11 protein-coding genes are annotated in these 14,122 nt (G+C 63.0%); 5 read left to right on the plus strand and 6 right to left on the minus strand.

What is annotated here, in order from left to right; genetic code table 11:
- Positions 1 to 13: 13 nt before the first annotated feature.
- Both GCU42_RS03255 and GCU42_RS03260 read right to left on the minus strand, forming a co-directional pair.
- Positions 14 to 2,335, minus strand: a complete 2,322-nt coding sequence (locus tag GCU42_RS03255) for a WD40/YVTN/BNR-like repeat-containing protein (RefSeq protein ID WP_152569431.1) — start codon at positions 2,333 to 2,335, stop codon at positions 14 to 16.
- A gap of 42 nt (positions 2,336 to 2,377) precedes the next feature.
- Positions 2,378 to 3,397 carry a glycosyltransferase family 2 protein gene (locus tag GCU42_RS03260; protein ID WP_162789220.1) on the minus strand — a complete coding sequence of 340 codons (1,020 nt, stop codon included), beginning with the start codon at positions 3,395 to 3,397 and terminating at the stop codon, positions 2,378 to 2,380.
- Between the two features lie 165 nt (positions 3,398 to 3,562).
- On the opposite strand from GCU42_RS03260, the gene GCU42_RS03265 reads away from it, so the two are divergent.
- The 3 genes from GCU42_RS03265 to GCU42_RS03275 all read left to right on the plus strand — a co-directional run bounded on the left by GCU42_RS03265 (position 3,563) and on the right by GCU42_RS03275 (position 7,251).
- On the plus strand, positions 3,563 to 4,930 hold the full coding sequence (locus GCU42_RS03265) for an O-antigen ligase family protein (protein ID WP_152569432.1): 1,368 nt from the start codon (positions 3,563 to 3,565) through the stop codon (positions 4,928 to 4,930).
- Positions 4,931 to 5,009: 79 nt separating this feature from the next.
- The gene (locus GCU42_RS03270; protein ID WP_114227856.1) at positions 5,010 to 6,440 is read left to right on the plus strand and encodes an oligosaccharide flippase family protein; all 1,431 of its coding nucleotides are present in this window, start codon (positions 5,010 to 5,012) and stop codon (positions 6,438 to 6,440) included.
- Between the two features lie 196 nt (positions 6,441 to 6,636).
- The gene (locus GCU42_RS03275) at positions 6,637 to 7,251 is read left to right on the plus strand and encodes a PEPxxWA-CTERM sorting domain-containing protein (protein WP_114227855.1); all 615 of its coding nucleotides are present in this window, start codon (positions 6,637 to 6,639) and stop codon (positions 7,249 to 7,251) included.
- Between the two features lie 119 nt (positions 7,252 to 7,370).
- Here GCU42_RS03275 and GCU42_RS03280 read toward each other — a convergent pair whose 3' ends face one another.
- The 4 genes from GCU42_RS03280 to GCU42_RS03295 form a co-directional block, all read right to left on the minus strand.
- The gene (locus tag GCU42_RS03280) at positions 7,371 to 8,537 is read right to left on the minus strand and encodes a cell wall hydrolase (protein ID WP_114227854.1); all 1,167 of its coding nucleotides are present in this window, start codon (positions 8,535 to 8,537) and stop codon (positions 7,371 to 7,373) included.
- Positions 8,537 to 9,232: a WecB/TagA/CpsF family glycosyltransferase gene (locus GCU42_RS03285; protein ID WP_240309473.1), complete on the minus strand. Its 696-nt coding sequence runs from the start codon at positions 9,230 to 9,232 to the stop codon at positions 8,537 to 8,539. The genes GCU42_RS03280 and GCU42_RS03285 overlap by 1 nt, the downstream gene beginning before the upstream one ends.
- A 40-nt stretch (positions 9,233 to 9,272) precedes the next feature.
- Entirely contained in the window at positions 9,273 to 10,688 is a 1,416-nt protein-coding gene (locus GCU42_RS03290) for an exopolysaccharide biosynthesis polyprenyl glycosylphosphotransferase (protein ID WP_162789219.1), read from the minus strand.
- A gap of 74 nt (positions 10,689 to 10,762) precedes the next feature.
- Positions 10,763 to 12,151, minus strand: a complete 1,389-nt coding sequence (locus tag GCU42_RS03295) for a tetratricopeptide repeat protein (RefSeq protein ID WP_162789218.1) — start codon at positions 12,149 to 12,151, stop codon at positions 10,763 to 10,765.
- 170 nt (positions 12,152 to 12,321) lie between these two features.
- Here GCU42_RS03295 and GCU42_RS03300 point away from each other — a divergent pair, with 170 nt between their 5' ends.
- Both GCU42_RS03300 and GCU42_RS03305 read left to right on the plus strand, forming a co-directional pair.
- Positions 12,322 to 12,882: a polysaccharide biosynthesis/export family protein gene (locus GCU42_RS03300; protein ID WP_114228358.1), complete on the plus strand. Its 561-nt coding sequence runs from the start codon at positions 12,322 to 12,324 to the stop codon at positions 12,880 to 12,882.
- Between the two features lie 11 nt (positions 12,883 to 12,893).
- The gene (locus GCU42_RS03305; RefSeq protein WP_152569433.1) at positions 12,894 to 14,090 is read left to right on the plus strand and encodes a hypothetical protein; all 1,197 of its coding nucleotides are present in this window, start codon (positions 12,894 to 12,896) and stop codon (positions 14,088 to 14,090) included.
- The last annotated feature ends 32 nt before the right edge of the window (positions 14,091 to 14,122 follow it).

Below are 14,122 nucleotides of genomic sequence, written 5' to 3' on the forward strand. Positions count from 1 at the left end.
CGACGGCCACCGGCTAGAATGTCAGATCGATGCGGATGCACCCGGCACTGCCGGTGCCCGCATAGATGCGGCCGATACGATCGGGATCGCCGGCGATGCACGAGATTTCGGACAGCAGATCGCTCGGGAGGCGAGAAATTAAAAGCGGTGGTGTCGCGAACCAGTCAAGGCTGGCGTATAGCCCCTTCGTGCCATTGACCTCGCCCCAGAAGTAAATCGCTGGTCGCACCTGGCCTTCTGATGCCTTGCCAAACCCAAAGCAGGCGACATTGCGAATCTTCCCTGAGAATTCCGCCCAGTTCGCACCGTCGTCCTTTGACCAGAAGAAACGGTCCTCCTTGAAATCAGCGTGCGATGTGTAGACCAGTTCCCCCGTTCGGCCTGGCACATACGATAGCTGACACGCCCAGAACTGGCGCGGATCTGCTCCGGTCTGCGAGACACTCTGCGGGTCGCGCCGGCCAGACGTGATGACGCCTTGCAGCGCCTGCTTCCAGGACCGCCCCCCGTCTTGCGTCAGCCACAGCCCCCCGCGCGGCTCACCATATTCGTTGTTGCGAAGGGTCGTGTAGACCAGCGCAAAGCAACCCGGACGGGTCTTGTCGGCCGAAAGATTGCGCCGCGGCGTGTAGAAAGCATTGGCGAAGCCCGCCGTGGGCGTCACACCATCGAGCTTGATCGGCTCCCATGATTGGCCGCCATCAAGCGTGTAAGCCCCGACCCCGTTGTTTGACGGCAACAGCACAATGTTCTTGCTCGTGCTTGCAGCGATCCATCCGCCATTGCCCCATCCGGCGGCAGGCTGTCCTTCGAAGACTCGCCAATTGGTTCCTCCATCGACGCTGATTCCTGGCCCGGTAGTGGCATCGGGTGCGACGATGCCGACGATCACCGACGGATTGTCGCCCGCGACGTCGAGCGCCGAACTGAACGCCACCAAGTCGGCCGAATAGGATTTGCCCGAGCGAAGCGGATAGCGAAACTCGTTCCCGTATCCGGTGAGCTGGTCGACCTTCCAGAAGGGCTTGTCCCACGCCGAGATCAGCGCCTTGCCTCCAGTGGGAACGACGATGGAGGTCGTCCCAAGCTCCTCGATGCCGGCCGACCAATCGGTCAGCTCGTAATGATCGCCCCCGGCTTTGGTGCGGACGACGCCGACCCCCTGCGCCACCCACAGTCGGTCGGGAATCTTGGGGTCGAATTGAGCTTCCGAAGGAAAGAAAGTCTTGAGGCCGGCAACCCATCCAATTTCGCCGCCCGGCACGAAGTGTCCACCTTCGATCGGTCGGAAGGTGGCGCAACCGTCGAGTGACTCCATGAAGAAGCCATTGGGGTTGATGAGGATAGCCCGCGCCGGTCGCCGCGGATCGATCGCGATCGTGAGTGCCTCGTAGGGCGGCTTGGTGGCTGACCACCCCTTGTCGGGAAAGTATCGATGGATGCGTCCGCCTTCGGCAGTTCGCGTGTGCTCGCACAGAGTGATGCTGCCATCAATCGAAGCGACCATCTGCGATGCCGCAAGAGGGCCGCCGTCGAGGTGCTGGAACTGGCCGCCCGGACCAGTATCCGAGCGGAACAGACCCGCACCAGTGACGAATATGTAGATCCGATCGTTGGCGTTCGGATCGTAAGCGATCAAGGACAGTCCGGGCTGGTCATCGGTCGATTTACCTGCGGCTGGCACGCTTACCGACGACCAGGCCTTGCCACCGTCGAGTGAATACCAGACGCCTTCTCCCCACGTTCCCACGACAACCCGATCGGGAGAGCGCGGATGGACGTCGATCGTGCGATTGAACAGCCGCTGCCAACCCCGATTGGTGTGCATCGTCTTCTGCGGCAGTCCGCATCGCTGGACGGTTCGCCCGCCGTCGTCTGATTTCCACACAAAACCGTGATAGGTCGCGTAGATAACATCTTTGTTGGAAGGCGCGATGCGAACGCCGGCAGCGCCGTTGGCGTCCGCCTTGTCCTTGGCGTCCGGAATGTCCTCGAAACCTCGCAGGCGCAGCGAGGTCGGTGAGAAGAGTGGGCGCCAATAAGCATCGCCGCTGTCACGCACATAGGCGTTAGCGACATCAGTTCTACAAACGAAGCGTTGGCCGTCAGTGCTGATATCGAGCCCGGTGATGAAGCCCCCTGCCCCAAGCGGTACTTGGGCTAGGGCGATCGACTTGATGGGTCCCACACCGGGTGATTGGCGCGCCGGCGCCGCCGACGCCGGTGGCCCGCTCGGGACGGCCAGCGCATTTTTCGGATGGAGCCGCGCGAGCCGCACGGTGGCGCCCGCTCCGACCAGCCCCACGGCGCCAGCCAACAGGGTTCTACGATCCACGACCGTTCCTTTCGGCCCAGCGGTACAGGATCTGGACCGAGCTCACCAGACCGACGACGCGCCCGCGGCCTTGAGCCGCCTGTTGGCAGACACGGCAGGCAAAATGGTCATCATGGTGCCGGCCAGCGCTAGCGGGAAAAACGCCAGTCGTCGCCACAGCGCCCGGTTCTGATTGGCGGTGAGCCTCGCGAACAGAATGGCGTTGGGGATCAGCCAGCTTTTCGCTTGCGACCGCTCGCGGATGATGCGCTCCACCCAGTCGGGATCATCATGGTTCATTTGGTCGATAAGTGGCCCGGCCGGCGAAGTGAGACTCAAGCTCCACAAATGCTCAAAGATCCAGCGGTTGATGATCGTGCCGACGATCAACCGTCGCTCGTGGGCGATAAAGGCCACCGGATCGAGTTGCTCGTAATAATGGGTTGGTCGATCGTGCTCCTCGATTACCCGTGGCCGGCTCTTCTGTGAAAATCCGTCCGTGTTGAGCATGGCATTGAGGAAACCGTCCTCAGCAGGGGTTTCATTCGGCAGCCAGATGGCCCGCAATGCCTCGGCTCTGGCAATGTACAGCGAGCCAGCGATCGCGTTGATGTGCCTCGTCTCGCGCGACAGCGCGAGGGACAGTTTGTCGTAGACATTCTTGCGGGGCTTGGCCGTGGCGTCCTTGAGAGGATATCCGGTGCACACCTCAAGGTCGGGCCGGCGCTTGAGCTTGGCCAGCATCTCCTCGAGCACCCGCTCATCGACGAACTCGATGTCGGCGTCGCAAAAAATGAAGAAGTCGGTGTCGGGTTCGGCCAGGTCATGAACCATGCGGTTCCACGCACGGCTCTTCCCGCCCGGGTGAAGGTCGTAGCTTTTGAGCGCGGTGCCGCTCTTCGCCAAGAGGTCGCGCGACCGCTCGGCTGCCGCCGCGGTATCATCGGTACAGCCATTCGCCACGACGTGCACCGTGGTCGATCCGCCGGACGTCTTCAGCAGCGTCTGGTTTGCGAGCTGCGCAAGCGTCGGCCCGATAGACGAAGATTCGTTCTTCGCCAGGATGCAGACGGCGATGGTCACTTTGCGGATCTCCGGTTCTGGGTCGCAACTCACTGGAGCGGGGCGCTGGCGCTAGCAACTTCTGGCGCCTGTCAGCAAATGGCACGGGAAGGATGCGAAGTCCTTCTTTTCGGTTCTTTAAGACGCTAGGGCGCAGCGAGGGCGGCTGAAGCAAGGTAACGCAACGTGAAGTGGCCGGTTCTATTTCTGTTCATTCTCGCCGGGCCGGCCATCATGGCCTGGCTCAGGACGAACCCGCCACGCGCACATCTAGCTTGGTCGGCCCTCTCATTCCTGCCTTTCGTTATCGCTCCTTGGCACTTGTCGGTCGCGCCCTATGCCACGCCGGGCTGGTCGGGATACGTCAAGGGCTGGGAATTTTCACTGCTCGACGCCGTCGCCATCGGCGTCCTCTTCGGAACGCGCGGGCCACGGCCCAAATTAAAATTCCTGCTGCCGTTCCTTGCCTATTTCGTGGCCGTATTCTTCGCATTGTTCCAGGCGCGATTCTTCAACCTCGCGCTAGGCTATCCCCTTCAATTGGCCCGCGTCGGTCTTGTTCTTTTGGCCGCGTCGCGTGTTGCCATGATGGAACGGGGCGAGCGCGCCATCCTGGTCGGCCTGATCGCCGGCATTACCGTACAAGCACTTTACGCGATCGCGGCCCGCGCCGGCGGCGCGTTGCAGACCGGTGGCTCGCTCGGCCACCAGAACCTGCTCGGCTTCGTGTCGCACATGGTGTTGATCCCTTCGTTCGGCATGCTTCTGGCGGGTCGTTGGCCCAAGCCGGCGCTGCTTGGCTCAATCGCGGGCCTCATCGTCGTGTCGCTGACCGCTTCTCGTGCTACCATCGCGATCGCGGGGGCGGGCCTCGTTCTTACGCTTTTGATTTCTTTGGTGGTGCGGATGACGGCCCGCAAGGCAGCCGTCGGCATGCTCGGCATCCTGCTCCTCGGATTGAGCGCTCCGCTTGCCTATGAGGCCCTGCAACGCCGCGCGGCGGTCCAGAACATCAACCTGCTCGACGGTGACGCCGAGCGGATCGCTTTCGAGACGGCGGCGAAAGCCATGCTGGCGGCGAAGCCGATGGGGGTCGGGCCAAACCATTACGTCTTCATTGCCAATACTGAGGGCTATAATGAACGCGCGGGGGTGAATTGGGCTGTCGGCAATCGGAACGCCAACGTCCATAATAGTTACCTGCTGGTCGCCGCGGAAACTGGGTATCTCGGCCTGGCAACCATGGTCCTGCTGCTCGCCTCATCGATCTGGCTAGCTTTCTCGACCGCCATAAAATTCCGACGCGAGCCAGGTGCCGAGGTGTTGATTGGCGTCGGCGTTGGCCTGCTTGCCATCGTCGCGCACGGTTTTGCTGAGTGGATGTTCTTGGTCTTTCCGGTCCAATATGTGTTCGCCTGCTCGCTCGGCCTGATCGTCGGCATGCGCAGTCGCTTCCTGGCGAAGCGCGAGCGCGAGCGCCGCCACCAGCAGATGGTTAGGAGCCTCGGTTCCCTGACCCCCGCTCCGTCGGAAGGACGATTGCTGCCGGCCTGACAGGCTGATCGTCCTTCGTCCCTTCTCCTGCCGCCTCACGAAGCAGCAGTTTCAACCGACCAGAATCTAAGAGATCGCGATGTCAGTCCGGCTATCCCTGTTCTGGAGCTACCTCGCGCAGATTAGTGGGTTCGTAATCACCTTTGGCTCGACCATCGTGGTCGCGAGGCTGGTAAGCCCACGGGATTTCGGCATCTTCGCCATGGCGACGGCAGTCACCACCGTGATCAACGTCTTCATGCAGTTCGGGCTCGCCAAATATCTGATGCGCGAAGCCGAGATCACACGCGAGTTGCTGCGCTCGCTGTTCACGGTCAACGTCCTGCTCAGCCTGTTTTACGTGGCCGCGATCCTGGTCGGGGCAGTCACCGCCGAGCATTTTGTCGGCTCGCAGGATGTCGGGCGCTTTCTCTACGTTTTCGCCTTATTTCCCTTATTCGCCATGATGGAATTCATCCCGGAGGCGATTTGCTCACGCGACGGTCGCTTCGGAGTAATATCTCTTCTGTCGATCGTCCGGGCGATCGTGATCGCCGTCACCACGCTGTTCTTCGCGTGGAATGGATATGCGTTTCTAAGTTTCGCGTGGGCGCAGGTTTTTGCGTGGGCGGTAACGGCGACCTGCTTCAACGTTCTGGTCTGGCGTCCTGACGCCTGGCGCTTGAGATTCAAGGGCATCCGCGAAATCTTACATTTCGGGTCACAGATGATCGGTATTCGGGGCCTTGCGCAGCTCGGGACCCGCGGGGGTGAGATGGCGCTGGGCTCGCTGCTCGGCTTGACCAGCCTGGGGCTTTATTCGCGCGCCTCAAGCCTGCCTAATACCCTTTTCAACAACGTCTTCGGCGCCGCTGGCAACGTCATCTATTCGCGGATGTCACTTGAGTTGCGCGAGACTGGGCAGTTCCACCAGACCTACATCCGCTTCATGCGATTGCTGCTGGGGATCATGTGGCCGATGATGTTCGGCCTGGCAGTGCTCTCAAAGCCGGCCATCAATCTGCTTTACGGTGCGAAATGGCAGCCGGCTGCCGAGCCGCTTTCCTTTCTTGCGCTTGCGACCGCTGTGACGATCGCTTTGGGACTGGTCCCTGAAGTCTTCATCTTGCGGCATCAGACCAAACAGCAGTTCGGGATTGAGACCGTGCGAACCATCGCCGGGCTCTCGATGTTCGTGCTCGGCGCGTTCGTCGGCCTGACGGCGGCGGCCGGAGCCAAGCTCGCGGAGGCCGTGCTCGCACTCGCGCTTTACCGACGCCCCCTCAATCGGATGCTCGAAGGCCCGAACCACGTCCTCGCGAAGATGTATGGGGAAAGCTTTGGCCTAGGGCTGATCGCCGCCCTCCCCTCGCTGCTACTGATGATTTGGACCCGATTCTCCGCGAGTACGTCGCTTATTGCCATCGCAGGGGCGGTCGCGCTCGGTGGCCTGCTGTGGTCGACCGCACTTTGGCGCCTCCGCCATCCACTTGCGCTGGAAGTCATCGGGCTCATTAAGCGTCGTCGTTAAACTCTCACATCTGTCCCACGACGGTACAGCGCGCGCCCTCCCTCCCCCTTGTGACCAAGGCGCAACGGACGCATCCAAAGCGGGTGAACGGCGCTTTTCCGGCCTTGTCAGGCAGTTAAAGCGAAGTTAACAGCATCGTTGTTCTTCATCTGAATGAACTCCGGCGGGCCGCCGGCTGTAACCTAGGGGACTCGTCATGAATGCACTCGTTCGGAAGGCCGCCATCGGCGCGGTCTTCGCCATCGCGGCGTTTGCCGCCACGCCTGCCTCGGCGACGGTTGAGGTCGGATCCAATGTCGGCTGCTCGACGGCTCCCGTGGCACCGCCCGCCGATAAGTGCGCGGGCTATTTCACCGGCAACACCTTCAACAACTCGGGCGCGAGCGTTGCTCAGCAGCAATCGGCGATCGATTCGCTGATCGGAGCGGGCAACTACACCGTCAATTATAACGCGCTCGTGTCGGCGGGTAACGTCTTCTCGACCAGCACCGATGCCAACGCCTTCGCTCACCTCCAGACGGCTCTGGCGAGCCTGAGCGGCAATGTCATCCTCGGTATCCACTGGGGCAATGTGCCGGAAAGCGGCAACATCCCGTACGGCAACGTCTCGGGCGTTTACCTGTGGAACAGCGCCACGCTCGGCACGCTCAACCTGACCAGCTCGTCGGGCTTCTCGGATGCGGTGATCTATCGCGCCACCCCGGCGGTGCCGGAGCCGGCGACCTGGGCGCTGATGTTGATGGGCTTCGGTGGCATGGGCGTCGCGATGCGCCGGCGCCGTTCGGCGAACGCGCTTCCGCAGATGGCTTAAGCCAGCACGGCATCAGACCTTAAAAGTCGGGGAGGTGCGGTTCGCCGCACCTCCCCTTTCTTTTGTGCACTGTCGGCGAACGATTGTCGGCACGAGCTTCGCAGTCTTGGGCGACCGCTTCAGCAGCTCGTCTTACTGACCACGGCGCTGAGATCGTTAGCCCCAACTGCTTTCACTCGGGTGACGCCGCCACTGCCGCAATCCGGCGCGGCGGCCGCGCTTTTCTTCTTCGGCGACGAAGCAGCAGTTCCGGGTTCGCCCAGGATCAGCTGGCCGCGCGCCAAATCAGCCTGCAGCGTCGATTGCTCGGCAGCCGGCTTGGGCGCCACCTCCAACTGTTTAACCTGATCCTCGGCGACCTTCGCCGCCGGCGGCAGGTTCGGATCGATCGCGACCGGCGGTGCCAGCGAATCAAGGCCCTGTTCAACGATGTCGGTCGCGGATGGTGGCGGTGGCGGCAGCGGCTCGGCGCCGGCATAGCGTTGGCTGAAAGCTGCTCCCGACCCATTTGTGCCGCGCAGGCGATAAAATATGTGCCGGCCGATGACCGCCACCTTGTCGAGCGAATCGGCCCAGTAAGGCACCACGTAATTGGCGTGATAATGAGTGGCGTGCCCGACCGGCGCGAACACGCGCCCGGCCAACGCCTCGCTCGCGATCAGCCGCGACCGCGTCCACAGATAGCCGGCCGGGATCCGCGCCAGCGACCCGTCGCAGGTGAAGGTGAACTGGCAGCCGGTTGGCCGCGGGCTGCCTTGATAGACGACCCCGCAAACGCTGTTCGGGTAGCCAGGGTGGCGCATCCGGTTGAGCACCACCTGCGCGACCGCACGGCCCCCCTCGACCCCTTCCGACGCCGCTTCGTAATAGACCGCTTGGGTCATGCAATCGACCGCGCGCAGCTTGTTGATGGCGTCGCCCGACAGGCGAAACGCCGCCGCCGGCGAGTCGGGTCGCTTGACCAGCGGGCGCTCGGCGTTGAGCGCGACCGCATCCTCGGGAGTAAGCGGACGCAGCAGGTCTGGTGGCGGCAGGGCCGGCAACGGTCCCGCCGGAGCCGCCGTGGTCAGTGTATCGCTGCTGCCGCCGGCAGGCGAGTTCGCTGTCGGTTGCCAAGGCTTGGTCCACCACAGCGCCGCGGCAGCAATTACCGCGGTACCCGCCCCGGCCAGCGCGATGGCCAGCCACCGGCGGCGGCGCGCACGCACAGGACGTATGGGCGGCATCGGTGTGGCGGCGTCCAATTGCAGGTGCCGTGCCCCGGTCATGGTTTCGAGCTCGAGCATCAGCCACGCCGCCGTTCGCGCAAAGCCATCCGGAACACGTGCGGACCTTCGACGAGGTAGCGACGCCACAGGCGGCGAGGGTTTGAAAATAGGCGAAAAGCCCATTCGAGGCTGAGGCGCTGCATTGCCTTCGGCGCCCGGCGCTGCCGCCCGGTGATGAATTCGAGGGACGCGCCGATGCATAGCGCCATGCCAACTGCTTCGGGCCAATTCCTGACTTCGGCGGCGACCAGTTCCTGCTGCGGCGACCCGATTGCCAGCAACGTGAACCTTGCCTTTGTTCGCGCGACGAATGCCGCGGCGACCGAGCGAGCCTCGCCGTCATGTCGAAGGCCCATCGGTGGCCGGTGGTGCGCAAACAACACTTGCGGGAAACGCCGTTGCAACTCCGTAACCAGCGCGGAATCGCCGCCGACCACGGCGATTAGGTCACCCGGCTGGACCGTTTCGTCGAAAAGTCGAACCGTAAGGTCGCTGCCGGGAACCACCGGCAAAGCAACGCGGCGCAACCTGCCGAGACGATTCAGCACCCGGCTGTCGCACACCGAGAGGGTCGCTTGCGCAAATACCCTCCTTAGCGCCAGCCGGTCCGGTGCGGTATCGAGCTGGACGACATGGTCGACGTTGGGCGTCACCACATAGCCGTACGGGCTCTCGCTCGTGACCGCGGCCATCCGCGCGAGGACCTGCTCCATGGTCAGCGGATCGAAGCCTACGCCGAGAAACTCGACACGCTCAGTAGGCATCGCTGTCCAGGAAGACCGCCCGCACCGTCAGGAACAGGATCCAGATGTCGAGGCCGACCGACCAGCGGGTGATATATTCCTGGTCGAGTTCGACCCGGCGCTTGGCTCGTTCCATCGTGCGAATCTCGCCGCGCAGGCCCTTGACCTGCGCCAGTCCGGTGATCCCCGGCTTGACGCGGTGGCGCCCCGCATACCCCTTGACCGCCTCTTGATAGTAGAGGTCGCCGACCCGCATGTGCGTGGCGTGCGGGCGCGGGCCGACCATCGACATGTCGCCGTTGAACACGTTCAGGAGTTGCGGCAGCTCGTCGATGCTGAGCCGGCGGAGCACCCGACCCACTGGGGTGATCCGCGGATCGGCGCGGGTCGTCGTCTGATGACCCTCGAGGTCGCTCCGATCGGCATACATCGAGCGGAACTTGAAGACGTGGATGACCTCGTTGTTGAAGCCTACGCGCGGCTGCACGAATAGGATCGGCCCGGGGCTGGTCAGGCGGATGAGCAGGGCGGTGCCCAGCATGATCGGCGACAGCAGAATCAGCGCGATGCTCGACAACAGGAGGTCCTCGAGGCGCTTCACCATCCCGCTGACGTCGCGCCATGGGCGCTGCCACAGGGTCAGCACCGGCAGTGCGCCGAGCAATCGGACGCGATAGTCGGGGGCAAGGTCGACCGCCTGGTCGGGGATCAGGGAAATGTCGACACAGACCGAGCTCAGGCGGTCCATGATCTCGTGGAGCCGCTCTGCAGGCAGGTTGCGCACACTGATGAGGACCTGGTCGACCTGGCCCCGACGCGCCATGTCGGCGAGTTCGTCGCTGCCACCCAGGAACGGGAGTTGGTCGATGCTTTTAAGCTTTGGCCGGTCGTCGGCGAACCCGACGAAACGAAGATGCGCCAGCCCGCTCGTCCCGAGCACCCGCCGGATCGCCTCGATCGAATCCCCGTCGGCGCCGTAGAAGGCAATCCGCTGGCCGATCACCTCTCGGCGGGCAAGCCGGCTGAGGATGGAACGGAAGACCGGTCGCGATGCCGCCAGCAACGCGACCGTCGTGACCAGATAGAGCGAGCTCATGCCGCGCGAGAAGCCGTCGACCATCCCGGAAAGGAAGACCAAAGCGGTCGCTACCAGACCTGCCAGCAGGGCATCGAACACCGCGCTGTCGCCGCGTTCGCTGATGGTGAACAGATTCTGGAGGTAGCTGTCTTTGCTCGCCCGCAGCAGGACGAAAGTGCCGATCATGCAGGTGCCGGCGAACAGGTGGACCGAGGGCACCAGCGAAGCGCCGACCAGCCGATCGTAGAAAAACAGCGCAATCGGGACTGCCAGCGCGCAACTCAGGATGTCGCGCAGGAACAGGAGCGGGCCAACGATATTGGATGTGAAGCGAACGCTCGTATCCATTGCATGCGCTGCACCGACGAGCGGCGCAGGCCGCGCGGCATCGCCGGCGTCCACTGCCGTATCGGCCCTCACATTCATGCGAAGCTCCGAATCATCGCGTCGTTCCGCTGGTCATTATACTCTTCCGTGAGCGACTGTGCTGCCCCAGGTCCATCGGTCCGTTGCACGAAGACTTGTAACGCCCGGTAAATGCTTTGGTCGGCGGGGATGTCATGAAATCCATCCCAAAGTGTCCTTTTCGCCGCATCGGGTTGCCCAGCGGCAACATAAATATTCGCGAGCAGCATGCGCGAGTCCGCCACCCCGCGGTCGGCTGCGACCAGCTTTTGCGCATCCTCGATGGCCCCTTGGTGCTGGCCGGCCTTGCTCCGCAGCACAGCACGGCCGCGCAGCGCAGCAACATTGCCCCCATCGAGCGCCAGCGCTTCATTTAGCCGTTGCATTGCCGGCTGAGACTGCCCGAGCAGCCCGATCGCGGTCGCATAAATCGCATTCGCGTTGATGTTGGCGGCGGTGACCGGTTCGGTCGCCATGTCGGCGACGAGGTCGCCGGCCAGCTTCGGCTCGCCCGCACGCAGGATGAAATTGGCGACCGCCGTCTTTTTGTCGGGCGGCGCAGACTCCCCCGCCTTGAGCGCTACCGGCAACGCCAGCTTGGCCTGTCCGGTCGCCAGCCACGGCTCGAGGAGCGCCGACGTGTCCTGCGGCGAGGCCTGCTCAAGTCCGGCGGCGAGGTCGGGCAGCGCCGCCTGTGGCTTGCCTGCGCGAATTTCGGCGAGGATCAGCCGACGGCGGACGTCTTGGTCCTTGGGCACCCAGTTGAGCAGCAGCCGGGCGACTGGAGCCGCATCGGCCCACTGCTCGCGGAACTCGAACAGGCTCAGCAGCGCACGCAGGCTGAGTTGGTCGGACGGCTGCGCCTGGATTTGCTCGCGCAGCAGCGCCACTGCCTGATCCGCTTTACCGCCCTGCAGCAGGACCCGCGACCGAAGCACTCGACCACTGGGATCGAAATTGTTGGCGGCAAGAATGATCCCGGCCTGCTTGTCGGCTTCCTCAAGATCGCCGCGCCGCAACGCCACATATCCATGGGTCAGTGGAACCGCGGGATCACTCGCATTCACCAATTCGAGCTCGCGCGCATATTGATCGGCCTGGTCGAGCTGCCCCGCTCGGAGGGAAATCTGAGTGAGAAATCCAAGCACGGTCGGGTCTGCTCGGTTTAGCTCATAGGCCCGCTGGAACGCGTTAAAGGCCGCTCCGAGATCGCCCAGCTGAACCTGGACTTTGCCCAGCTCGACCCAGGCGTCGGCCTGCGTGTCGTCGGCGGCGACCAGCGCCAGCAGCGCCTTGCGGATGGCCTTGAGGTCACCCTGCGCGAGCGCAGTCTGATATTGGCTGTAAGCCGTTTGGGTCTTCGCGGCGCGGGAGTTGCAGCCCCCGAGCAACAGGCTTGCGGCCACCGTCGCAAAGAGGAACACAGAGGAACGAAATGGAAGATTCATGAGACGGTGCCACTAGACCTTTGAGTGAATTGTGACCAGAAGCAGACGGGCTAGCGCTTTGGCGCATAATGGCTTGTGCAAGGGGATCTAGCGTGCGGCTGCTTACTTTTTTCTTCATGATGTTCGCGATGGCGGTCGGCGGCGTTGCCGAAACTGCTCACGCCCAAGCGTCGGCGGCCGTGCCCGGCGTTGCCTACCGCATCAATCCGGGCGACGAGCTCGATATCCTGGTATGGGGTGACGAACGGCTGCAACGCTCCGTTCGCGTGCTCCCCGACGGCACCTTCGCTTTTCCCTTGGTCGGCCAAGTCGTCGCCGCGGGTCGCCTTCCGGTCGAGCTGGAGAAGATCATCACCCTCGGCCTCCAGCCGCAATATCGCGGCCAGGTCCCGCAGGTCACCGTGTCGGTCAAAAACCCGTCCGGCTTCCAGTTTTCAGTGATCGGCAAGGTAAAGGGCCCCGGCACCTTCACTCCCGGTCGCTATGTCAACGCGCTCGAGGCGCTGAGCATTGCCGGTGGCCCGACCGAATTTGCCGACCTCAACAACATCCGCATCATTCGCAAGGTCGGTGAAGGTCTCACCACCATTCGCATCGGTCTCGGCAATGCGATCAAGGGCAGCGGTGCGCGGCTGACCCCAGCCGAAAATCCCCAGATCCTCAGCGGCGATACCTTGGTGGTCCCATGATGATGCGACGTTTGACGACCGGGCTTCTGACTGCGTCCGCGCTGGCACTTCCCGCGACCGCCCTGGCGAAGAGCCAGACCTATGTCGATGTGACGGCGGGGCTCGGTTATTCGACCAATCCCCTGCTCGCACTCGGCGACAATACGGGCAGCGGCTTCGGCCGCTTCTCGCTCTACGGCTATCATGGCTGGACGACTGAGCGGACCAGCAGCAGCATCTCGGCTTTCGTCGAGAACAGCAGCTACTTCAAGAATTACGGCAACAAGCAAGTGTTCAGCCTCGCGGCCAACACCAGCTACGCCGCCAACGAGAAGGTCAAGCTGTTCGGCAGCCTCGGCTTCTCCGGCGACATCGGCGGTCAGCTCGGGTCGCGCTTCTACGGCGTGCCGGCTGGCTCTGTAACTCCCGATCCGACCATTCCGACAACGATCGTGATCGTCGATCCGAACCTTTATGGCCTCAACCAGCGCCAATATACGCTGTCGGCCAATGGCGGGGCCAGCATCGGGCTGTCCGCCAAAGACGCGATGGACATCACGGTCGGCGCGCAGCACCTGTTCGTCAGCGGCAACAATGTTCTCGACTACACTTCCTACGACACCACCATCGGCTACAATCGGCAAGTCCGCGAGCGTCTGACGGTCGGTGGCCGTCTGTTGGTGCAATATGCCGATTATAAATTTGGCCGGTCGATTTTCGAGATCGGTCCGCAGGCAACGATCAGCGCGCGGCTCAGCGAGCAGTGGGACCTGAGCGCAGCGATCGGTTTCGTCCGCACCACACAGGATTTCGGAATCGCCGGCGTCGACAACAGTTCGTCGGTCAATTTGGCGCTTGACGCCTCGCTGTGTCGCCAGCTCGAGTATGAGCGCATCTGCGCTCGCGCCGCACGCCGGACGCAAAGCTCCGTCGTCGGTGCTGCCCCAGTCTCGACCACCGCATCGCTCGATTATTATCGCAAGCTCGGGGCCAAGGATTCGATCCAGGGCACGGCGTCTGTCTCGCGGACCGGCGCCTATCGGATCGCCAATCAGGGCGGCAGCTCGACCTTCTACACTGTGAGCGCTGCCTACGACCGCCTGATCAACGATCGGATTTCAGCAGGTGTTAACGCTGCCTGGCGTAAGCTTACCCTGACCGGACCTGATCCGAAGACTGATATCGGTGGATCGGTGTATCTCCGATATCGCCTGGGTGACCTTAGATGAATGCCGTGAACCCTGTTGAGTATGACCGCACA

The sequence above is a fragment of the Sphingomonas ginsengisoli An et al. 2013 genome (assembly GCF_009363895.1).
Lineage (GTDB): Bacteria > Pseudomonadota > Alphaproteobacteria > Sphingomonadales > Sphingomonadaceae > Sphingomicrobium > Sphingomicrobium ginsengisoli.